Source organism: Vibrio nigripulchritudo ATCC 27043, assembly GCF_000222685.1.
GTDB lineage: Bacteria > Pseudomonadota > Gammaproteobacteria > Enterobacterales > Vibrionaceae > Vibrio > Vibrio nigripulchritudo.
The window spans coordinates 72,046-94,762 of the sequence record NZ_AFWJ01000311.1 but is presented as its reverse complement, the minus strand read 5'-3'; the positions used below and the strand labels follow the sequence as shown (position 1 = coordinate 94,762).

21 protein-coding genes and 1 other RNA gene are annotated in these 22,717 nt (G+C 43.4%); 8 read left to right on the top strand and 14 right to left on the bottom strand.

All coding sequences use genetic code 11. The features are described 5' to 3' along the window. Positions 1-93: 93 nt before the first annotated feature. From RH89_RS26205 to RH89_RS26175, 7 genes are all read right to left on the bottom strand, one after another. On the bottom strand, positions 94-1,167 hold the full coding sequence (locus RH89_RS26205) for a GNAT family N-acetyltransferase (protein ID WP_004408539.1): 1,074 nt from the start codon (positions 1,165-1,167) through the stop codon (positions 94-96). Beyond that, the gene (locus RH89_RS26200; RefSeq protein ID WP_004408538.1) at positions 1,161-2,288 is read right to left on the bottom strand and encodes an ATP-grasp domain-containing protein; all 1,128 of its coding nucleotides are present in this window, start codon (positions 2,286-2,288) and stop codon (positions 1,161-1,163) included. The genes RH89_RS26205 and RH89_RS26200 overlap by 7 nt, the downstream gene beginning before the upstream one ends. Next, positions 2,281-3,537, bottom strand: coding sequence for a F390 synthetase-related protein (locus RH89_RS26195; RefSeq protein ID WP_004408537.1), 1,257 nt, complete (start codon positions 3,535-3,537; stop codon positions 2,281-2,283). Before RH89_RS26195 ends, RH89_RS26200 begins: the two co-directional genes overlap by 8 nt. Then, the gene (locus RH89_RS26190) at positions 3,534-4,397 is read right to left on the bottom strand and encodes an MBL fold metallo-hydrolase (RefSeq protein WP_004408536.1); all 864 of its coding nucleotides are present in this window, start codon (positions 4,395-4,397) and stop codon (positions 3,534-3,536) included. Before RH89_RS26190 ends, RH89_RS26195 begins: the two co-directional genes overlap by 4 nt. Then, positions 4,366-5,352, bottom strand: coding sequence for an NAD-dependent epimerase/dehydratase family protein (locus RH89_RS26185; protein ID WP_004408535.1), 987 nt, complete (start codon positions 5,350-5,352; stop codon positions 4,366-4,368). Before RH89_RS26185 ends, RH89_RS26190 begins: the two co-directional genes overlap by 32 nt. Next, on the bottom strand, positions 5,349-6,344 hold the full coding sequence (locus RH89_RS26180; protein ID WP_004408534.1) for a 3-oxoacyl-ACP synthase III family protein: 996 nt from the start codon (positions 6,342-6,344) through the stop codon (positions 5,349-5,351). Before RH89_RS26180 ends, RH89_RS26185 begins: the two co-directional genes overlap by 4 nt. A gap of 132 nt (positions 6,345-6,476) precedes the next feature. Further along, positions 6,477-7,355, bottom strand: a complete 879-nt coding sequence (locus tag RH89_RS26175; protein WP_004408533.1) for a hypothetical protein — start codon at positions 7,353-7,355, stop codon at positions 6,477-6,479. Positions 7,356-7,702: 347 nt separating this feature from the next. On the opposite strand from RH89_RS26175, the gene RH89_RS29400 reads away from it, so the two are divergent. Genes RH89_RS29400 through RH89_RS26155 form a run of 4 tightly spaced genes read left to right on the top strand, consistent with a single transcriptional unit; the run spans position 7,703 to position 13,293 of the window. Continuing rightward, positions 7,703-8,227, top strand: a complete 525-nt coding sequence (locus RH89_RS29400) for a PAAR domain-containing protein (RefSeq protein WP_004408531.1) — start codon at positions 7,703-7,705, stop codon at positions 8,225-8,227. Then, positions 8,227-8,751 carry a DUF4123 domain-containing protein gene (locus tag RH89_RS26165; RefSeq protein ID WP_004408530.1) on the top strand — a complete coding sequence of 175 codons (525 nt, stop codon included), beginning with the start codon at positions 8,227-8,229 and terminating at the stop codon, positions 8,749-8,751. The genes RH89_RS29400 and RH89_RS26165 overlap by 1 nt, the downstream gene beginning before the upstream one ends. Then, a complete protein-coding gene (locus RH89_RS26160) occupies positions 8,748-12,311 on the top strand; it encodes a hypothetical protein (RefSeq protein WP_004408528.1) in 3,564 nt (1,187 codons plus the stop codon). Before RH89_RS26165 ends, RH89_RS26160 begins: the two co-directional genes overlap by 4 nt. Before the next feature lie 4 nt (positions 12,312-12,315). Then, a complete protein-coding gene (locus RH89_RS26155) occupies positions 12,316-13,293 on the top strand; it encodes an SEL1-like repeat protein (RefSeq protein WP_038147430.1) in 978 nt (325 codons plus the stop codon). Positions 13,294-13,363: 70 nt separating this feature from the next. Here RH89_RS26155 and RH89_RS26150 read toward each other — a convergent pair whose 3' ends face one another. The 5 genes from RH89_RS26150 to RH89_RS26135 form a co-directional block, all read right to left on the bottom strand. Next, positions 13,364-14,065 (bottom strand): lipoate--protein ligase family protein, encoded by a 702-nt coding sequence (locus tag RH89_RS26150; RefSeq protein ID WP_004408526.1) that lies wholly within the window; start codon positions 14,063-14,065, stop codon positions 13,364-13,366. 97 nt (positions 14,066-14,162) lie between these two features. Beyond that, entirely contained in the window at positions 14,163-15,008 is an 846-nt protein-coding gene (locus RH89_RS26145) for a tetratricopeptide repeat protein (RefSeq protein ID WP_004408525.1), read from the bottom strand. A 254-nt stretch (positions 15,009-15,262) separates the two neighbouring features. Beyond that, positions 15,263-15,630, bottom strand: a transfer-messenger RNA (tmRNA) gene (gene ssrA / locus RH89_RS29395). Between the two features lie 68 nt (positions 15,631-15,698). Beyond that, complete coding sequence (gene smpB, locus RH89_RS26140; protein WP_004408524.1) at positions 15,699-16,184, bottom strand: SsrA-binding protein SmpB; 486 nt, start codon at positions 16,182-16,184, stop codon at positions 15,699-15,701. Positions 16,185-16,202: 18 nt separating this feature from the next. Further along, complete coding sequence (locus RH89_RS26135; protein ID WP_038147427.1) at positions 16,203-17,549, bottom strand: response regulator; 1,347 nt, start codon at positions 17,547-17,549, stop codon at positions 16,203-16,205. A gap of 170 nt (positions 17,550-17,719) precedes the next feature. Between RH89_RS26135 and RH89_RS26130 the strand changes: the two genes are divergently transcribed. Further along, the gene (locus RH89_RS26130) at positions 17,720-18,151 is read left to right on the top strand and encodes an SRPBCC family protein (protein ID WP_004408522.1); all 432 of its coding nucleotides are present in this window, start codon (positions 17,720-17,722) and stop codon (positions 18,149-18,151) included. Continuing rightward, on the top strand, positions 18,151-18,474 hold the full coding sequence (locus RH89_RS26125; protein WP_004408520.1) for an RnfH family protein: 324 nt from the start codon (positions 18,151-18,153) through the stop codon (positions 18,472-18,474). Before RH89_RS26130 ends, RH89_RS26125 begins: the two co-directional genes overlap by 1 nt. A 99-nt stretch (positions 18,475-18,573) precedes the next feature. Here RH89_RS26125 and bamE read toward each other — a convergent pair whose 3' ends face one another. Both bamE and RH89_RS26115 read right to left on the bottom strand, forming a co-directional pair. Then, the gene (gene bamE, locus RH89_RS26120; RefSeq protein ID WP_004408518.1) at positions 18,574-18,933 is read right to left on the bottom strand and encodes an outer membrane protein assembly factor BamE; all 360 of its coding nucleotides are present in this window, start codon (positions 18,931-18,933) and stop codon (positions 18,574-18,576) included. Positions 18,934-19,160: 227 nt separating this feature from the next. Beyond that, positions 19,161-20,498 (bottom strand): YncE family protein, encoded by a 1,338-nt coding sequence (locus RH89_RS26115; RefSeq protein ID WP_004408515.1) that lies wholly within the window; start codon positions 20,496-20,498, stop codon positions 19,161-19,163. 142 nt (positions 20,499-20,640) lie between these two features. Between RH89_RS26115 and RH89_RS26110 the strand changes: the two genes are divergently transcribed. Both RH89_RS26110 and RH89_RS26105 read left to right on the top strand, forming a co-directional pair. Beyond that, positions 20,641-21,831 (top strand): hypothetical protein, encoded by a 1,191-nt coding sequence (locus RH89_RS26110; RefSeq protein WP_004408513.1) that lies wholly within the window; start codon positions 20,641-20,643, stop codon positions 21,829-21,831. Then, positions 21,821-22,717: a metal ABC transporter solute-binding protein, Zn/Mn family gene (locus RH89_RS26105; protein ID WP_004408511.1), complete on the top strand. Its 897-nt coding sequence runs from the start codon at positions 21,821-21,823 to the stop codon at positions 22,715-22,717. The genes RH89_RS26110 and RH89_RS26105 overlap by 11 nt, the downstream gene beginning before the upstream one ends.

Below are 22,717 nucleotides of genomic sequence, written 5' to 3'. Positions count from 1 at the left end.
TATAAAGCGATTCCCGGAAAATAAGAAGACTATATTTGACCAGTTTTGAGGTTGCTAAAGCATAGGGTAGTGCGACTGAGTGAGCACCAAGAGCTATAGCCGATACTTCTGAAGAATTGGCTTGTATACCGTTTTAGTGAGAAACGACAGTACTCTCCACACTAGCCTTTTGTAGGGACTGAGATGTCGGGTGTATACATAAGAATATTCAATTTCTGGTTTGGCTCGTCGGTTGGCTTTGAAACTGGGGGCACCTGAGCTCATATTGAAATTGAGATTTCGCTCTCTGGCATATTCAATAGTGAATATCGATATTCGACGATAGAGACCCATTTTTGACGGCTTCTTAATGTCATATCCAAATATCGGGCAAGTCATGTCTCCGTCGATTACAACAAGACCTAATGTAGCCACCATTTCATCTTGGTAAAACAACCCGAATAACGTAACCAGTTCGTATTGAACAGCGTGATACATATATTCTGCTGAAAACTGAATGTTGTGCTGGCTGTACTTATCGAGATACAAAGCGTCATACAACTGCTTTGCCTGACGACATTCATCCTGAGTTTTCAATAGCCTGAACTGCCAGCCTTTCTCTTCTAAAAGCTTTCTATCCCTTTTAATGTCAGCGTTAGGAATAAAACTTTGCCAATCACAATGCAAGTACACTTGGCGAGTCGCGACAGCTAGCCAGCCATCGCGCCTCGCATTTTGAAGGATTGAACTATGCTGCACGTTGTTTAACGATCGCAGGAGCAGCGCTTTGTCTGGGTGCGCTGCGATTGCTTTTATTCTAAGTTCACTAAGGTGAATGGAATTCCAGTGTGAACTGTACATATTGGTAGAAAGGCATTGATTGTTGAGTATTTGGACCTGATTCAGCCCAGCCCATTCCAATGGTTTGGTCAGCGCCTTTAACAGTACAGAACTGAGTATTCTTAGCAGGGGATTTTGAAGCTTTGGCAGTTCGTCTTCACCGTACCCAGAAATCAATGTCAGAGGCGAAACCGCATAACAGTTGTTGTGCACTGGCAAAGAAACCGTGGCTGGAACGAACACACCGTTGACGTCGTAGTTTATGAATTTGGCGTTGAACTGCTGAATCATGTCTGGTTCAGCCATTAATTTTAAAAAGTGCTGGTGCCATTCATTCGACGTTAGCATGCATTCTCCCCATCCCATTCGATGTCGAAAGTCGTTGCAGCAGAGAGGGTGCGCTTTTGCTTAATCGCGTTATAAATCAGTTCAGAATGCACAAACAGTGGTGCCAAACCTGAAATTGGATAGCGTTTACAATCGATAGCGCAACGCGTAGTGCGGTAATCGTGCCAGCTTTTCTTCGAGGTCAGAGTGCTAAGTCCATCGGATAACAGCATGACCGAACCTAAATGTTTAGGAGTAGATTTGTGATTAGATGACCGTATAAATCCATCTTCTCCCCAATCTATTCCCTCTGCCACAAGGTGTAGACCACTGGTTGCTCTTGGGTTGCATTCGATCACATACAGATCGCCTTCATCTTCCATAAAATCGAATGAAGCTTGCCCGTGAAATTGATGCCGTTCTCCAAACGCTTCAAGAAAACGTTGAATTCGCTTATCTGCTATCGGTTCAAAATAGGAAGCCGCCGATTTGTTCAGGCAATAGCGAGGCAAGTAGCTTTGATGGGCAATGAGCTTTCCGTGCGAGAAAAGAGCGTACAGACAAATGGCTTTTCCTCGCAGCTTTTGTTGTTGAACCCAGGGAATACGGTTCGATACTTCGATGCCTGAAATCGCCTCTTTGGTAACGTCTCTGATGATCTCCTCGCCAAAGCGAGAATAAACAGGTTTGAGTATGGTCTCTGGGCTTATTTCAATCTGCTGCTTTGCTGTGACCACATTTGTATCGGGAAGCTTGATTTCAGGAAGCCCTTCCAGAACCTCAAAAATTTGCTTTTTATTGTGCAGCGAATGCAGCAGATCTAAATCAGCCAGAACCCAATCGACATCTGGGCGTTCAGCTTTTATCTGAGCAAGGTAAAACACTTCTTCACACGTAGGAATCACCATGTCGATGTTGTGAGCGTCAATGATTTGCAAAACAGCCTCTTTGTAGTCAGAGAATGCCTGTCTTGGCGGCGGTGTTCGTAAATACCCTTGAGTGCCTTTTAAAAAGCGGGCTAACGGAAAGCGGCTGCAATCTGTCATGAACACCTGATGACCTTGACGCATCAATGCGCGTGCCCAGTCGACAGCAACAGGTGCTCTGGCTCCGGTAACTAAAACTCTTTTCGTATCAGACATATTGGTTTACCACTCTTCGCTGTTTATTCGCTGGTGTCCAGTCGGGCGGGGCACCAAATTTAAAATTCACTTCATCAAGCTGAAGAGTTAGAAATAGCTGCTTGAGCGAGTTGCAAATTGCGTCATGCCACTTAGAGTCGCATTCAATGGTTACTTCACTCCGTGCGGATTGTGTGATTCGGTAATCAACTCGTTCACAGCAATTTAAGGTGACAGCGCGGTAAATCAAATCGGGTAAAACAGGTGTTGGCATAGAGTTCCTCGGCAGAAGAAGTTTGTCTCCACTTCTGCCGGCAATTGCTCCAATGGGTTCGAAAATGCCTTCGTCTTCTTTGGCTTCTATGATGTCATCCAGTTGGTATCGAATAACGGGTTGGGTGCGCCTACGGAAGTCGGTAATGATAGGGCTATAGTGTGTTTTTTCTTTGTTTAACCAGTGCTTTTCGATGTAAACAATGTCCTGATTCCAGCGCATTTGACCATTGCTGTCAGTGCAGCCTAAAAAGCCTTCAGTGCATTGGTAGACTTCGTGCAAATCAGCGTTGAATCGGTTTTCGATGAAAGCTCTATCAGATGGTGTGAGCACTTCTGCTCCGGAAATGATGCGTTGTGGGTTCATTGCCGGTAACCCAAAAGTACCGCTGAACTCTGCACACAACTGCAATGCCTGCGCACTCCCTACCAAAAGCGTGGGCTGAAATTCATCGAGCTCTTTTATCCATTCATCCGTTGGCTTCATCAAATCAGCGAAATAGAACTTGATGGGACCTCGATTTATCGTGCTATAAAGTGGGCTGTTGGCTCTGAGCGCAAGCGCGATACGGTGTTTTTGCCAGACATTAGGCAGGAGTTTTCCGAGAATGTTACCTGCCCACATTTGCCTTTCATGGTTATTCGCAAGAAAAAGTCCACGCTGCCCCGACGTACCGGATGAAAGCCCGACGGTAATATTTCCAACTTTGGATTGATTAAACTGGCGTGAAGATTCTGCTTCTAGTGCCTGCGACATAAGGTCTTCACCTTTTAGCCTTTCCGTGTTTATTTTCGACAGGTTTTCCATCATGAAACTTTTGTTTATGACAGGAAAAGCATCCAGCGGCAGCCCTTTTAGTGGCGAATATAGAGGAGAGTTATCACACACCCAGTTCAGGTGACGTTGCAATCGGTTCTGTTGCCAATCTTCTACTTGTTCTCGGGATTTAAATTTTGGGTAGCGAGCCTGAACGTAATGGCGAAGAAGAGTGATCATGATATCCACCCTTCTGCTTTGAGGCGATTAATGGTGTCAGAGCAATGAGATGGAACCAGTTCGACAACATCGCTCAACTGGTCATGACATTTTCTGAGTTCGTGCAGGATTCGCTTATAGGCTTTCACATCATCACACAGCATATTGGCAAGCCAGTGTTGATCAATTCGATGTGAAAGGCTTTCAATCAACCAGCAGGCATCAGCCAGCAAAAACACCCACTTGCTTTCCAGCCTGGCGAGCAAGCCGACTTGCCCGGCAGCGTGACCGGGAAGGTCGACCAGATACATCGAAGCGTCGCCAAACAAATCCAGACAATGCAAATCAATACCTTTTGCTTGCGGGAAAATAGTATTCAGTGGAATCGAATAGTCTGAATGAAACTGAATGTTCTTTTTGACGTGCTCAGGAAGGAGCTTTTTTAAATACCCTTTGCGAACTCCACCCATACGGCTTGAATGTACAAGAGCATCAAGACCCCGCGGATCACAGTGAATGGGGCAATGTTCAAACTCCCTGATAGCCGCGATGTGGTCGGCATGAAAGTGAGAAAGCACCACATGTTCAATGTGACTTTTCTGAATGCCTTCTTTTTCAAACTGCTCAAGAATGCCATCTCCGTGATTGAAGTGACAAGGTGTAGTCCACGCGTAAAATCGCTCTGGAAATGGTCGGGTCTGCTTAAAAAATTCCTGATGGTAACCCGTATCGAACAGGACGTATCCATGCTCTGGATGATGCAGCAATGCCACTGCCGCAGGAAAGGCTCGCGGTTTCAAACCACTGCCCGGTTTCACCACAAAGCCTGGGTGAACGCAGTGACCGCCTTCATACAATCTGATTTTCACGCCAACTGACATAACGTTGAATCCCTTCTTTTATTGATATTTTGGGTTGGTATCCGAGTAGTGCTTTCGCTCGGTTGATATCCAGAGTCTGATGATAATGGAATAATCCAGCGGAGTAGCGCGTGATTTTTGGCTCTGGTCGATTTGGAAGTTTATCTCTGACCCATTCACTGAACGTCAGGATAGGTAAAAGAATTGGATACGGTAGCCTTTTCATTTTTATCGTCATGTTACTTTGGCTGAAAAGCTCAGACAAAATATGTTCAACAGGCATAGGTTGATCATTACTTATGTTTAGGAGAGTACCTGAATCGATTTGCTCGGCTTTTTCACAGCTCAACAAAGCCGCTTCGGCAACGTTATCTACGTATGTCAGATCCAGAACCGGATTACGACTTGAAGGCAGCAACAGAGTTTGACCCCGAATAGCGTTCATTACCCTTGGTACTATGGCTCGGTCGTTAGGACCAAATATGCCCCTTGGTCTTAAGATGACACTGTGAACAGGAGAAGACTGCACAAGCTGTTCTGCCTGGTACTTGGTCTTCGCATAGTCGTTACAAAATTTGCTGGCAACCGGGTCAGACTCTTTAATTGACCAGCGATCGGTTTCATCAAAATAGACGCTGGTGGTGGAGATGTGAATAAAGGTTTTAACCTGTGCTTCTGTAGCCGCTTCTAGCAGGTTTTGTGTGCCAGCAACATTCGCCTGATAGAACTCTTGGTAGGTTCCCCAAGGGCTAGAAAGCGCGGCAGTGTGAATAATGGCATCCACATTTTCACATGCGGCGCGCAAAACCGCTTTGTTGGACAAGTCCCCAATATGAGCCGTTACCCCATATTTTTGAGTGAGGTTTTCTGCAATGGTTTGATTTCTTCCAAGGAAAGAAAGATCGTGCTGTTGATGGTACATGCGCAAGATAGCACTACCCAGCATGCCTGTTCCCCCAGTGACCAATATTCTCATAACTCTATGACTCCCATTCCTAAAGAGAGACCAGCGGCAGAGCCAGCGAGCAAAACCTTTTCGCCACTTCCCGCTTTTTCTAGGCGAAGTAAGTGCAGGTTAATGGGGAGTGATGCGGCCACCTGATTGCCTAATTCGCGGAAGTTATTCACGATTTTTTCCGCGCTAAAACCGGTGAGCTTCGGCAGCTTTGCCATGCCATGATGGCTGGCTTGGTGTGGAAGAAAGTAAGCAATGTCGCTTTGGGAAAGTCCGGCGTTAGCTATTCCACGTTTCAAAAATTCAGGCATAACGTTAACAATATGTCTGAACAGGGATTTTCCGTCCATTTCAAACTGGCAGGCTGCTAGGTATTCAGCGTGAGAGACTTTATGAGGATTGATATGGCTACCACCCCCCTTAATTTGGCAACATTCATAGCCTTCATGATGCGTTTCAAACATCGCGCCGTGTAAGCCATAACTGAGCTCCGAAGCCTCCAGAAGATATGCGGCTGCTCCGTCTGAAAATAGGGTTGCCACTTCAGGTTTGGGCTTTTTGAACTTGTTTAATGTGATCCCAGATCCCAGCTCACTTGTTACGATCAGCACCCGTTGATGACGCTTAGCCGCAAAAACACATTGGGCATAATCGAGAGCAGACAAAAATGAAAGACAGGTGCTATTGATGTCTAAACTTGTGATTGAAGGTGGGGCTTTGAGCTCTGCCAATACCGCGGCAGCATCATAAGGGAGTGATTGATGGTGGGTGCCACTGGCATAGATAAGTAAATCGATGTCCGAAAGCGAAAACGGACTCTGTCTTAAACACTTAAGAATGGCTTGTGTTGCCATGAATATTGCGCTTTCTTGTCGTGATGCGATATAGCGTTTTTCTACTGCGAACTTTTTGTTGCTAGTTCCCTTAGTTAGCCCCAGGTAGACATCAAAGTCTTCCGCGCTCCATGGGTACTCAGGTAGATATATGTCACTCGAGACAATCCTAAAAGCCATATTGTTATCCAACTTTCCATTGCTGTTCTTTTTATAGTAATAAAACAGTGTTCATAATAAAAGAGCCTTTGAAGGATAAATTATCATCAAGAAAGTTAATATCAGATAACTATTTGTAATTAATCTCTATTTTTAGAGGAGGTTAATAGATTTACTCAAAATGATGTTCTTAAAGACAACCAGAAATCCAATGGGGAGTAACACCGTTTTTAAGATAAATAGGGCGATGAGTTCCATCAGACTGATGATGGAGTCTTCAACACTGTTCTGGATAATGTCTAACCTTTGTGTGTGCGATTTCAGCTTTCCTGTCAGGCTATCCCAGCTATCTCGAATGGAACCCATAAAACCGGATTCTTCCGTTTCTTGCTCAATGGAAGACGGATCGGAGGCTTGCTGAACCAGCATGGTCACTTCTTCAATGTAGTTTGCACGTGATTCAATTTGCTTATCCAGAAACAGAGTATCGATTGCAATATTCAAACCCAAAGAAATCACTACCGCAAAGCGAATAAGGACCATAAATTTAAACGCGCTAAACCAGTGTTTCCTATAGCCTTGCATGACAGGCGACCACATGGCTAACAGCAAACCCAGTGCGCAAAATGCCAGTAACGCATTAGCTAAGTGGGACGACATCATCAATAGCAGTACCTTTTGTAATGCCAGCGAGCCCACGGAAAGTGTCATAACCCAAGCAAATTTATCTATCAGATCGCTCACTGGGTTTAATACCTGTCCCAACGTTACAGAAGCAACACCAACCGATATTTCTGCACTTTTTACCAGCGAAATTGCCGCATCTAACGTTCTCGCCGTAGCAAAACTGGCACCCGCAACCAACATGCTTTCATTGACCATTTCATGGGCTTTCTCGTCGGTGACTCGCACAAAACCTAAAGCGGTAATGGCGATGATCAACAACGTCATCCAAAACTTTTTGGTATCGGATAACCCTGTTCCTGACGAGGAAGGTGCAGGTTGAGAGGGCAGTTGGTCAGAATGGTCCATAAAAACAAGTCCATGAAAAAGAGGTAGGTGCATTATAACGACCAATACTAGTGGTGCATGTTAAGAATTCACGAAAAGTGGATGAGAGAACCAACAAACGGTGCAGAATCTAAAGGTAGGAATGATTATGTTAATGTTATCAATAAAATCTTATAAATTAGTGAGCTAATCGGATCTTGGAGTAAAAATGCGGCAGAAATCAACCTGCGGGCATGCCTAATAATCGTTCTAATTGTCTGAAAACGCTCATTATGTTAGGTTCGCGCGCTGATAAGGAATACATTTCATATTGACCAATTTGACATTAGGGCAATAGCCCTCTGCTAAACCGTGCGAAGGATATCAAAATGGGAAAGCCTGCAGCTCACATCGGTTCTGCTCATACCTGCCCCGCAGTAACAGGAAAGATCCCTCATGTAGGAGGACCAGTCGCTGCTGGATCTCCAAATGTTTTTGTTGGAGGCATGCCCGCCGCCCGTCAGGGCGACATGTGCGTTTGTGTTGGACCACCTGACAGCATTGCAGCAGGCTCATCCGGTGTATTTATTAACGGCAAACCAGCCGCTCGCCAGGGAGATGGCACATCGCATGGTGGTTCGGTCGCTTCGGGTAACCCGACTGTGTTGATAGGTGAAACGGGCAGTGGTTCTGGTGGAGGTTCCAGTGTGTTAGATCGTTCCCAAATGCCAAAGCACCGGGAGCCACCTGAAAACAATGACCTAGCAGATGTGGCTGAATTTGTCCCTGTAGTCCCGTCACTTGCTTCAACGGCAGAAAGGCTAGAAGCTTTCGCTTATCTGGATATCCCTATGGCTGAAATGTGCCAAAAAGGCTTAGGGAACAATGCACACACTGATTGTGAGTGTGCTTAATGATGAATCATAAATACATTCTTGTGATTGATGAACTTCGCACAGGTTATTTGGAAGAAGTTAGAACATTGAATGAGGAACAGTGGGGGCTTCTGTATCAGGGCACGCACTGGATGCCTCAGCTAGATAAAAGCCCTATTTGGGTTGAAGTAAAACCTAAAGACAAATTATGGGAGAAATGGCTTTCCGATGATATGTGGGCAAGCAGTGGTGTGGTTTTTGAGTTTCCTGCAGAAACGATGAAACAGGATATTCTTGATACATTACAGCGTAATATCACTGTATACAGTGAAGACCAACGTTGGTTTTTCTTCAGATTTTATTCTCCCAAGACTATATCCAAGTGCTTACCCTTTCTTAATGAAAAAAGTGTATCTAGCTTATTAGGATCCGCTTCGTCACTCTATATATCTCCCCCAGCATCAATAAATAAAAAAGCACAGAGGCTGAGAAACAATACTCCTGATGTGAATAACCCCCATTTAATTCTTGGGACTAACTTAGTTAAGGAAATGATGTCATGAGAATTGGCAAATATATAATACAACGCGGAGATGCGATTTCTGAGGCAACGAAAGAACTACAGACAGATAAAGCCGCTATTGATGCACTAAGTACCTTGAATTTAAGTGATATTGGTCAATGTCGATCAGACGGTAAGCTAATTCCACCAGTTTCTGAAAAAATAAACGAAAATGATAAAGAAGTACCCCAAGAATTACCCGACGATAAGCTTGTTGCTGCTCAATGTGAGCGACCGGAATTCATAGATGCTTTATATGTTCTTGAAAATCCAACCACCAAAAAAAGTCAGTATATTTTGCTAGATAAGAACGCAAAAGAGTGTGTTATTAGTGAGGCGAAAAAATGTGCAGATAAAATCAAGGGGACAAGAGAAGAAACGGTTAAAGGGCTCGCCTCTCTTGGGTTGCTAGAGCCATTTAATGTATTAAGTCATGAATACTTCTTAAATGACGGAGAAAGAAGTGCTTTAAGACGCGCAAATATTGAGAAAATCTTACTTGAAAAAAGCTTAAGCGACACAGAAATCATTAGAATTCCATATGATGACGCAACTATAGGTTTAACAGGAATAGATGATGGTTTACAGATAATTAAAGAGCGATACGATAAAGATCAGGAGTTTATAAAAGATTTCTTTGGCGATTCTGACACGGCTATGGCAGTAGGGTATTCGGGGGCTGCTTTTGTCAATAGGAAAGACAAAGTGTACTCTGTTGAAGTAACCACACTAAACGCATTAAGAAGACTGCAAAAGAAAGCTATAGGTCAGCTGGAAAGTCATATAGAGGATCTAAAAGATAATGCGATAGAAACTGCAGAAAAAACAGAAATTTCCAATAGAAAAATAAAATATAAGTTCAGTAGACATCAATACTACACGTTTGATTACCACGAAGACATGGATAAGTGGCTAGAAGAACTGAGTAGTTGGCGATATCGTTCTGGCATAATCGATAACTTAAATAAAGACGAGATAACTAAATCTACAACTGTACTGGATTTAGATGACGCATTTCGGTTTTACAGAGAATTTATATCTGTTACCAAAATATTGAAAAATAAACACCCTAAACAAGATGTTGAAGACTTTCTAAGAGATTATAGAAATATAGTCTATCGTGCATTCTTTCCGATTCTTTATAAATTAAATAAATTAAATTTTGTATTCAAAGAACAATGTTTAAATGGAAGTGATTTATTCAATGGAAAAGATGAAGTTTCATTTTTAGTCGAAAAGCTATGTAAAGAAAAAATAAGCGTTAAAGAAATAATAATATTACTAGAAAAGATTAACATCAAAACATTAGGCTATTACCCAGCGTATGTTCTAAGGATATCTATTTTAAAAGAGGTTTCTTATAGGATTGGTGCGTTTAACGATTTTGTTGAGGGAAATGAAGAATTCTCAAAATACATTAATTCAATTGTAACTTACTCTGAGAAGGCTTCAAAAAGATTAAAAGAACTAAAACATAAAGTAATAAGAGGCGTTCGCAAAGATCTAGACCATAGCATATTTCTTGGACCGAATGATTTAAAGGAAGATACATCGAAAAAATACAGCCCATACCCAATAGTATTTGATGAAAAAAAATGGAAACCAAAAAACTTAGACAAGGTCATCATTGCAAAGAGGGCTGAGGAGATGATTCATATTGTTGAATGCTCTTTAGCGAGTGACCCTGAAAAGCGGATATATATTCTATCCAACAACCCAGTATTGAGTGAAAGCGCTTCCAAAAATAAATTCTGTTCAAAACTGATAAGCTTTTCGAGTTACAGCCATGTTGCGGGAGATGGCGCTATAGGAAAAGTTCCAGAAAATCTGCTGAAACAAATAGCTAAAAACAGGGAGTATAAATTTGCAGAGTGGAAGTTCATGGAGAGTAATGCCTATATTGGAGATGATGATTGGGTAAAATCTATCCCATTCCCGTGGAAAACAGAAAAAACAGATTTATTTGGAATTAAAGGGGAGCTGAATACAAGTGGTGAAGCGCAATTCATGCGTTACGTTTCTGAAGCTTCTGTGGGAGTTACACAGGGCAACTTCAACAAAGACCACATTCTTGCAAATGCTGATATTAAAGTCGGCTATGATTTAGCAACGGCTCAGAACTCATTTGATTTTTTCATACCAAGCAAAACAGAGTTCCTTGAACTCGAAATCCCCTATATTAAGAAAGTTGAAAAATCAGATGGTACTATTTCTGTTGTAAACGAGATTAAAAAGCTTGGTGGTGCACAGCTTTTGATAAGTGGTAAAGTTTTTGGTGCAATTGCTGCCAGTATCCAGATCGCTAACGGAATATACATAGGTAACACCAATGAGCGCGGTTTGGGTGTCAGAGGCATGGTCGATAAGGAAGATGATTACGACGATTATACGGTGACTGAGGTTGGCAATAGTAACAATGATGGTAACGCAAAATTTGCGGCTGGTGCCGCAGTAAGTGCCAAGGCATTTGCCGGAATAGAAGTTGGCGGAAGTGTAAAGGCGAACTTTCTCTGGAAGCCCAACAATAGCAAAAAAGTACTGAACCTTTTCAATATTGGAGTGGGAGCGCGATTAACCTTTGGTTACGGCTATGAATTTATGCTTCATGTCACATTGCATAGCGGTAGACTGATATTTGTTACCAATGTTCAGGCAACTAAGGCTGTAGGAATAGGCGGGAAAATCGCGTCGGAAATAAACATAGAAGCGGCAGATGAATTCTTCTCTGCTTTATTAGATGTTATGCAGGAGCCTGGGTTTTCAAAGTTTCGCTTTTTTTCAGAACCCCTAGATGGAGAGCTTGACACTTTTGCTGTGTTCAATATTGTCATTACCGTGGCGATGGCATACGGGCTGACCATAGCTCAAGTCCTCTTACTGCCTTATAAGATGATATTGAGTATGGAAAAAGTTGCGACAGAAAAAGACACGGCATCTTTCGTGGCTAACTTTATTCTCTCAGAAGAAAATCAGATGAAGAATGGGGGATGGATAAGAAATATGCCAGCGGAAACATTGGCAAAGGTACTTACAGTGCTAATTAACTATACACCTATACCAGATATCGCAATATTTGATTACCAAAAAGAAAATAGAGATAAAATAGCTCGAAGAAACCAAAACCAACGTTTTGCAATCAACAAAATCCTAGAGTGGTTAGGTGGTGAAAGTCCAAATTTACAGCAGATAAAGCGATTTGAGAATACTGTGCAAAGAATAGAATTACATAAGCCAACGGAACTAAATGAAAACGAAAAATGGCAACGCTATGCCAACAATGTTATCAGGTTAAGGTTGTTTTTTGTTAAGGCAGTCAATGATTTTTATGAAAGTAATAATAATGCTGATAGTGGAGGTACAGACTATATGGGAACCATTAATGAACAGCTGAAGACCATAAATAAGTATCTTATGTCTTTAACTAGACGTAATCAGATTATGGAAAAACCTAAGTATAATGGCCGTGGCGGTCCAAATACACAAATGGAATATATTACTGCAAATAAGTCTAACAAAAATAAACTTAGGGAAATGGGGTATCGAAGTGTTAAATGGTTGTAAAGCAATGAAGATTGTTTTCCTACAAATTTCTATGGTCTTAGCCCCATTTGCCTGGGCTAGCAATTCTATCGAACAAGGAATTCGCCTTTTTAATCAAAAAGAGTACACGCAAGCACAAGAAATACTCTTAGAGGAATCCCGACAAGGCAGCGCTTACGCCACCTATTGGCTCGGGGTGGTTCAATACAAAAATGGTGAGCACTTTGAGGCGGGAGATTCGTTTTTAAAAGCAGCAGAAATGGGTAGCCCATGGGCAATGGCAATTCTCGCTGGTAAAGAGTTAAACATAGATAGTCCATGTGACTATTTAGGGTGGCCTTGTGATGGTAAATGGGCGGATAAGGCATTTGAGGGATGGAAAGTTCAAGCTGAAAGTGGGAACGGAAAAGCCATGTTTGCTATGAGAGTAAAGAAACCTTATTGGTGGGAACTTGTGCCTTTTTACCGTTCTTATAAATCAGAAGAAATCTATAGCCAAGCTTTTTCAAAAGGATCCAATCGAGCAGCAATGAGAATTGGCAGTTGGGTTTCAGAAGACAAAGCATACGAATATATAAATGAAGCGGCAAGAAAAGGCTACGCCCCGGCCATGATTTCCCTATATTACTTAACTAGAGATACCGATCCACTTAAAGCAGAAGAGTGGCTATATAAAGCTTTGAAGTTGGGTTACCCAAAGGCTGCAAAATCTCTTTTTAAAAAGTATTACTTGGAAGAGAGTGGCTCTGAAGATAACGAGATGTGCTACTATTATAATCGGTTAGTTGAGCTTTTGGGAGGGCGTAAGGTAAGTGACAATTTGTTTCTAATAAAATCCGTTGAAGTTGATGGTTTTCCAATATTTGATGAAAATGGTGAAATGGTCACGCGAAGACTTATATCTTTGGAAAGGCAAGAAGAACTAGATAAGAAAGCTGAAGAATTTGTCAAAGACATTAAAATTAACCTATTCCTAGACGAAACCTCCATCGAGTTGTTTTAATTTAAAGCGCCTAACATAGGCGCTTAACTCTATTTATCTAGCAAAACCAAATACAAACCCCATTACCCAGTTATGCGTATTTCAAGAACGCTTCCGTAAGAAGTTGGAATAGCGTATCTGTGTTGGGTTTGCTCTCTAAATGTTCAAACAATGACGTATGAACCCCTGCTTCTATTTTGTCACTATGATCGCATAGTTGGTTACACAGGTTCACGGGCTGAACGATTTCATCCATCACGGCATCTATCAAAATACAGGCTTGTGAAAGTACGACTCTGCCACCGTCTTTTTTCAGCAGTACCCTTTGAGCGGTTCCTACGTTCTTTCTACCATTTACGTTCAGGTTGTAATCGCCATCGCAATAAGAACCTGGAGTGGCATGGATTTCTGTTTTCACCCCTAACGACTCAAAGAACTTGGTGAGTACTAAACACAATTTCTGATAAGAGATTTGAATGTCATAAGGCGAGTCTTCATTCCAATGGTAGATATGGGATAGGTTTATAATACCTGGAATTTGTGGGACTGGAGCGCCGCCTGTTTTCCGAGATATCAGTCGCCATCCGAGATCACTGAGCCCGTTTTCCAGTTCCGCCGAGGTTTTCCACTTTTTACCCGAAGGCAACACCAGCGTAGCGCTCTTGGATTGCCATAGCATTAGAACTTGCGAAAGCACACCAGATTGAACCTGCTTGAGCAGCTCGCTTTCCTTTTCAAAAACATCTTCGACTTCAATACTTTTAAAACGAACGAGCTTATTTTTAGATGCCATAGAGCTACCAAAGAGAACTTCTTAGAAGGTTTGATAGTAATCGTAAATGCGATGCAATTGAAAGATGGTTACAAATGCTAAATACCTGATGACCGTACTATACTTCTTCCTGTTGAATGAGAGCCTCAAAGCGAGGGTTACCATGTAAGCCTTCCAAGTCCGGTTCGCTGTAAATTAGGTCACGGATAGATGGGCTCGCTTCAATCGCGCGTTCGATATCCTCGATCGCTTGTTCTTCCGCCCCTAAACGCGAATACGCACAAGCACGCTGGTAGAGTGCTGGACCATTTGTTTCATCCAACGCTAGTACTCGGTTACTTAAACTGAGTGCCCAGTGGTATTCTTTAATTTCCATCGCAGCATCTGCTTTATAGGTAAGAGCTTCCAAATCGCCAGGTCGGATAGACAAGATCTCATCGTAGACATCGATACGCTCATCCGCCGTCGGCATGCTTTGCGCGCGCAGCCACAAGTTGTGGATTTCATTAATGATTTCAATTTCTTTGTTGTTTTCACTAATGATGCGCGTTTTCCGCTTCAAGTCTCGCTCTAGTGCTACGAATTTTCGCTCGTACTCACTGGCAATTTTTTCCAGCCGTTCTTCAGCCATTTTGCGTGTGTTGTATTTGATTTCTCTAAGCGACTGCCAGCCGATAAACGCAATCAGTGACGCGACACCTGCAATAATGTAGAAAAAGTAGGTCACGGTGACGTTGGCGTAGTTCAACGACTTATCTGCAACTTCCAATTCCCTGTCCGTAATTTGCACCACCAAGCGCCTTTCTAAATCTTGCTGATCCTGTCGAAGGGACTTCAGTTCATCCAAGATATACCTTTCCACCAAAGGCCTATCGAGAATGTCTTTTTCGGAGTAGGGCTCTTGCTGTGCAAACGCGGAGGAAAGCATGGCAAGCGAACTCAGCAGCATAAATAAAACTCGCATCAATTTTGCCTTGTAACTTGTTGTTAATGTTTTATTTACAAGATAGCAAATAACAGGGTTGGGTACAGTAGGGAAGATGAAGTTTGTTGTTCATCAATACATATTTGGTGTTTACAAAAAAAGTACTCGATTGGAACAGTCGAAAACACAGACGTTTCGATATAACAAGCAGGTTAGTGATTTGAAGAGTTGGTGAAGCTTAAAAGAAACAAAAAGCCCGCTAACTCTATGAGCTAGCGGGCTTTCCAAACGTTTGGTGGAGCTGGCGGGAGTTGAACCCGCGTCCGAAAATCATTCATCATTGGTACTACATGCTTAGTCGATCTTTAATTTCGCCACCCACCTGCGAACCGACACGCTAATGAATGACTAGCCTGAATTAGAATTCGTCGTTCATCTCTCAGGCGGGAGAATCCGGACTAGCGCGTTTGGGTTTGATCTCTCGTTGGTCCCCGTCTTACGTGCGGAAGCTAGGGCGAGAGAGCTCTGAGCAGGTTATTAAGCTGCTAGTGCGTAGTTTTCGTCGTTTGCGACTATTTTTTTGCGGCTTTTTTACGAGGCCTACCGCACCTCGGCATGCACCTCAGACTGCAGTATTCCCGTCGAATCCTAAATCAGCCCCAAAGTGTAGGTTGCATAGTACCAGAAAAGCTTAACGTGTCTAGCACTGTGCAACTCAAGTGGTCAAGATTAGCGCAGATTGCTCTTCATAACTCGAGCTTTATCGCGAGCCCAATCTTTTTCTTTCATATCAGTACGTTTGTCGTGCAGTTTTTTACCCTTGGCGACACCCACTTTGATTTTTACCCAAGAACGGGACCAATACATAGTGGTTGCAACCAGAGTCATGCCTTCACGGTTTACCCTGCCAAAGAGATTGTCGATTTCACGACGAGACATCAGCAGTTTGCGCACACGTGTTGGGTTAGCAACGATGTGGGTACTTGCTTGTTGTAGTGGAATGATGCTCATCCCACTAATGAATGCTTCACCATCGCGGATATATACATAGCTTTCGGCGATGTTGGCTTTACCTTGGCGCAGGGATTTCACTTCCCAACCCTGAAGTTCAAGACCAGCTTCGATTTCGTCGTCAATGAAATATTCGTGGCGAGCTCGTTTGTTTTGCGCGATGGTATTGCTACCCGCTTTTGATTTTGAGTTTTTCTTTGCCATAACAGGCGCATTATATGCCTAGTCTCCCATTAGGGAAAGACTATTCTCATGGGGTTGGTGCAAGCTTTGCTGATTTTTGTAGCCCTGTAAGTGCTTGATGCTGGTATGAATAAGGGACTGTGACAACAGGCTGTTTTCTTTGGCGGCTAAACCCATAGCATTTTGCAGCATCTGCTGTGTGAATTCATCCATCTCTAGTCGTCTGCCTGCGTCCAACAACAGCATTGCTCTAGGTAAGCTAAACGCTTGACCTGCCATTCTTTCGACTCGGTTTTGTATATCAAGAATTTCATCCATCAATTTATTTTCTGATTGGTTTGCCTGATCCCAAAGTGCGAGCAGTTCGAATATGGATTTTTCTAACTCTAATCTTTTGGTTTTAGTCGGGAACTTTGCCCATTGTTCTTTTATTGTGTTTACGCCGCCTTGGTTTGATTTTTCTAGTGCCCATAAGATAAGCATCTTGATATCGCTATCGAGTGCGATGGAGGTGGGAGCGATCTTTTCAAATGACTGAGCAATTTTAGCTTGCCTTTGCGGACAGTCAGGATCAACCAGATGAAGCCACACGTTTTGCATAAGTCGAATCAAAGACGTTGGGTATTTATCAAGGTTGTTCTGCAATGATTTACTAAGAGGCTGCATGTGTTTTTGTTGGAGCAGCATTTTGCTGTATACGTCCGCAACTTCTTGCGGCAACTCGATTCGCTCTGCTTCTTGCGATACCAACTCAAAACTCTCTTTCGGAGAGATATGTTCGAAGTTGAGGTCGTGGATTGTGGCACTCAATACAGGATTCTTGAGCTGCATATTCACTTTTTGGCACAAATTGGAAGCGAGCTTAAATAGCCTTCGTTCTTTCAGCTTGTTTGCCAGGATAAGGGTAATACGCAGGATGTGTGTGCGTGTTTTGGCGAGCTTCAAGCCCGATGCAGCAACTTTTATACCGCTCTGTTTATATGAGGTAAGTACGGTGTTTAACGCTTTTTTGAACTGATAGTGCTCGCTAACGATCCGATCCAGCCTGTCTATCAGAATGGGTTTGCGTTCGATTTGGTGTACCCCAAAATCTAGAAAGCTTTCTTTAACATAATGAGTTGAATCTGAAGAAAGTGCGATAAGAGTGGTGGTGTCGGGAAGCAAATTTTGTATACGCACGGCTTCTAGCAAGTCCAGACCAGTACTTCCTTGCCCCAAATTCTGGTCGATGAAGACAAGGTCGAATTCACGTTGGCTGATAAGCCAGATACCTTTTTCAGCATTTGAGCTGAAAGTGATATTGTTTTCTTTCAAACCAATCTTTACCAACATTCGCGTCATAGCCAGTTGCGTGGTCAGGCAGTCTTCAATAATCAAAACTTTCATAGGGAGGTTGCGTGAAGTACCATAAGGTGAGGTTGAAAGAGCTGGTGTTGGTAACATAGCCAGAGTCAGCTCGATATTATAGGACGATTGAATCAGTCACGATATTGTCATATAACTGAAAACCCTAAGTTATTTTGTACAACCCCAATGTTTTGTTTAAGTGGGAAAATATGCCGCAAGTGACCCGCAGCGCGTTAGTGCCGTTTAGCGCTGAACAGATGTTTAACCTAGTGAATGATGTTGCCAGCTACCCCAATTTCCTTCCTGGTTGTTCTGGCTCAAGAATTATAGAAAACTCGGAAACCGCTATGGTGGCATCGGTTGATGTGTCTAAAGCTGGGATTAGCAAGACATTTACAACGTCTAATCAACTGGAAACGGGTCGAAAGATCTTGATGCAACTGGTGGATGGTCCTTTTAAGCATCTCCATGGCGGTTGGGAATTTACGCCGTTGGATGAGACGGCATGTAAGGTCGAATTGAAGCTAGAGTTTGAGTTCACCAGTAAGCTCGTTGAAATGGCGTTTGGCAAAGTGTTTAACGAATTGACCAATAATATGGTGAATGCCTTTACCCAACGTGCGAAACAGGTGTACGTGTAATGAGTAGTGAACCGAACATGATCCACGTAGAAGTGGTGTACGCATTACCGTTAGAACAGCGGGTGATAACCTTAGCGGTGGAAGCGGAAATGACGGTGAAGGAAATCATCGAGCAATCTGGAGTGATGGATATCTACCCCGAGATTGATCTGGCTAAGAACAAAGTCGGTGTGTTCAGCCGCAATGTGAAGCTGGATTCGACGGTGATGGACAAAGACAGAATTGAAATTTATCGCCCACTTCTTGCTGATCCGAAAGAAATTCGTAGAAAACGCGCTGAGCAAGCCAAGCAAGAAGCCGAACAGGCAAAGGAAAAATCGTAGATTTAGCGTTACCAAGCAGTTGAGTTAACGGCTCAATGAATTCAAAGTAAAAAGGCTCGTCATATGACGAGCCTTTTTTGATCTGGTGTGGCGATTGGATTAGTAAACGCCTTCGAAGAAATTAGCACCGGTTGGGAAGTCGCCTTCAACTTTAACCAGCCTTTCGTTGTTGTCGAAACGAACGAAGAGGTTTTTCTGAATCGAGTCGTCATGCCCTTTGGTGTGATGATAGATGTAGTACCACGTATTTGGGTATCCGTTTTCTACCAGCATTGGAGAACCCAACACGAAGCGAACCTGTTCTTTAGACATGCCGAACTTAAGCTGATCCACAGCGTTTTGTTCAATGTAATTCCCTTGGTTGATATCGATTCGGTAAACCAGTTTTTCTGCAACCGAGCAACCCGTTAACATGGTAAGCGCTAATGGTACGGCAATGATCCACTTCTTAAATTGCATAGTTATTGTGTTCTTTATTACTTAGTTTAAGTTCTCGGGCAAAATGATAATCACCTTTGCCCAAGAAGTAAAAATTATCTTGCCATCCTTTGGCAAACTCAACGTCGAGGGAATCGAAATGCCCATAACGAGTGTATGACCATAGTTATAGCGATAAGTTGCATCGTAAAAAAGACAATTAGCGCAGTGGTTAACTGCGCTGTGATTTGATTAACATTGTGGCGGTATTAATGATGATGTTCTTGCTCGGTTGTTCCTACCCAAGTAATTAGGTGAGGAATGAAGCTTAATTCGTGCGTTTTGACAGTTGGCTGCTGACCAAGCTCTACTTCAAACACCTTTTTGTTCTTTGGATCAGTAACAAATACATGATTGTTTCGTTTGTCATGGACAATGCTGAATTTCTGATTTTTAGGATCATCCAAAACCGGAACTGTATCCCAGATTTTGACACTTGCTACTTGAGAAAAATTAGTGGCTGGGTCAAAGACTTTGAGCTTACCAGTAGAAGAGAGAACTAAGAATGCAGAGTCGATACCACTATAGGCAAGGTATCGTTCAGTGTCGGCTTCCTTCCACTGTACTTCTTCCAATATTCCTTGTTTGAGCTGAAATGCTTGCTGGTTCTTTGCGATAAACAGCAGTTTATCAGATGCTTTGAACCCCATTACTTTTCCTAATCTATTTGCTACCGGATCTTCGCCTGGAATAGGGATGGTTGGTGCCAATGAGCCTGGGTTGGCAATTTTTGTGTATTCAGGGTTCGTGCTGGGTTTGTCGATAATAATAACACCGTCGTTACATGCAAACGCTACCTGAGTTATAGATTGTGCACTGCCGTGTAAAGAAGGGCATGTGACATTAGCAACAGTGGGTGCGTGGAAATGATCGCCATGCAGCTCTAGTACGGCCACTTTGTCGGGTAATAAACCTTCCGCTGCAGGGTTTTCTTTAATACCTGTAAACACATGCTCCCCAAAAATTTGCGCAGTGCTGTGCATCGCGTAAGTGAATGAGTAGCTCGCAACTTGACTCATAGTCGCTATAGAGGCGTCATCCAGAATTTTTAACTCCGCATTGACCCCAGTCTTTGAATCACCATCAAAGAACAGAGCCGCCTGGCTACCTGCAAGATCATAATGGGTTGGTGCTGTGCTCTCATATTTTCCGTTTATCAGTGAAGGCTTCTCTGAATGTAAATGGAAATGGTCACCGTGTGCTTCGGCAGAAATACCACTGTCTATCACTTCTACTATGTTTTGTCTGCGCTGAAAGGCTAAGGCGTATCGACCATCAGGGCTGGTTTTTAATGCCGACGGTGAGTGGGTCATCGCGAACTGGTCGACGACCCCAAAATTGTTCGCATTTAATACATAAACGCTGTTGCTATTGAATTCACTCACCGCAACTCGGCTAAAGCTCTCAGTGCTCTGGTGATTATCTTGCTTATTGTCTTGTGCCGCCGTATCGGTTTTGTTTTCGCCGTCTGAACAGCCGCTGGCAAAAGCGGCAACAGATAAGGCGAGAAGTGTTTTTTTCCCAAATAGATTAGAAGCAAAGTGCATGTGACTTCCTTTTCGAATGTTCATGAATATGTTGAATGAGAATTATTCAATGTCTGATTGACTTTGCGGGATGTTATAACATAGCATTTGCGATATTCAACTAATTTCGCAATTAATAATTATTTACATTTCAGAGGTATAGGTGAAAAAGTTCTCTTTAAATGCGTTTTGCACGGCTTCAATTCTTGGCTTGATTTCTCCATTAGCAATCAGTGCACCTGACGTTGATCTTGGTGTCGTTTTGGATGGGGCATATCAAAGTGAAGCTCGCCAATGGGGAATGCGAGACAAAGGCTTTGGTCTTGGGCATTCCGAAATCTTACTCAGCAGCAATATAGACCAGAACTTTCGCGGTCAGTTGATTGCTGTGGTGGCATCTCACGGCGGAAAAACTGAATTTGAAGTAGAAGAGGCTTTTGTAGAAACCCTAAGTCTTCCAGCAGGTATAAAGGTTAAAGCTGGCAGAATGCTGTCAAATGTGGGTTATTTAAACAGCAAGCACTTACACGAAGATGCCTTTAGTGACAGACCCGCCGTTTATCGCGCAGTATTTGGCAGTCACTACTTTGATGATGGCATTCAGCTATCATGGTTAGCACCAACAGAAACGTTTGTTGCGGCAAGTTTCGAAGTGTTCGGAGGGAAAGAGTGGGATGTAGGGTACACCGATCCCGCGACAGTTGGAGTTTACACCGCAAATCTTCAAATTGGTGACGATGTGAATGACTCGAACAGTTGGCGAGTCGGTCTGAGCACCCTATACAATGCGAACGGTCTCGGATTCGCTGCTGAGGAAACCTCAGGTTCTTCACATCATCATTCTTCTCATGATCATTCCTCTCACAGCCATGGTGACCACGGTCATTCACACGGCCCAATCGTCACAGGAAAATGGTTACACGGTATTGATATGACCTGGAAGTGGGCGCCGAATGGTAACTACAAGCAGGAAAACCTCCGAGCGACGGCTGAAGCCTGGTTTATTAACGACCGATACGATGAACGAATGGAATCTATTCCAAATGCAAATGATAAGGCACACGGGTGGTATGCGGAGCTGGCTTATCAGTTTTCGCCAAACTGGACTATCAGTGGACGTTATGGGGAGGTGGATGCAGTAACGGGGGAAGTGCACTGGCACGTGGATCATCACCATGGAGAATTAACGAAATCTGATATTCAGGAAACGGATATAGCGTTGGACTGGCATGGTTCTCACTTCGGGCGAGTGCGCGCTCAGGTAACCCGTGAGCAATTCACAAGTAAATCTCAGAACATCTTCACCATTCAATACATTATGTCTTTCGGAGCGCACCCTGCTCATGCTTTCTAAATTTTTTCTGACAAGTGGTTTACTGGTTACCTCTCTTTCTGTAAACGCAAGCCTGAACGTGTTTACCTGCCAACCTGATTGGGCATCCTTGGTCAAACAACACGCGCCAAATGCAGAAGTCTTCTCGGCGACAACGGCAATGCAGGACCCGCACTACATTCAGCCAAGACCATCACTGATTTCTAAAATGCGTAAAGCGGATTTAGTGGTGTGTTCAGGAGCTGAATTGGAAATCGGTTGGCTGCCAGAATTGCAACGCCAGAGTCGAAACAGAAATGTACAGAATGGCAAAGACGGGCTCTTTTGGGTAACCGATTACGTCAAAATGCTCGACACTCGCGATCACGTCGACCGTTCAATGGGGGATGTTCACAGCCACGGTAACCCTCACGTTCAGTTCGCGGTAGCGGATATTCCCAATGTATCCAAAGCCTTAGTAGAAAGGCTTGCGAAAATCGATCCTGAAAACTGGGCGTTGTACAAAGGAGAAGGAGTAAAGTTTCGTGCAAACTGGCGTAAGCGCATGTCACGATGGCAGGAGCAGGGGCAAGCATTAAAGGGCTTGCAGCTAGTAGGTTACCACGAAACCCATCGCTATCTATTTGCATGGCTTGGTATTAAGCAAATCGCAGATTTAGAGCCAAAACCGGGGCTGCCACCGACAGTCGCACATTTGAATTCCCTCAGCTCCATCAGTTCAGATGACGCTGCGGGCATTGTATATTCCAGTCACCAACCTACCGATGCCTCAGACTGGCTGTCTCAGCGTACTGGTCTGCCAGTGGCAGAGCTGGCACAGAGTGTAGGCGGGCGTGCCAATACAGATACGTTAGCCACACTTGTTGATGACAGCATTGTTCAACTACTCAGTTTGCAAAGGAAGTAG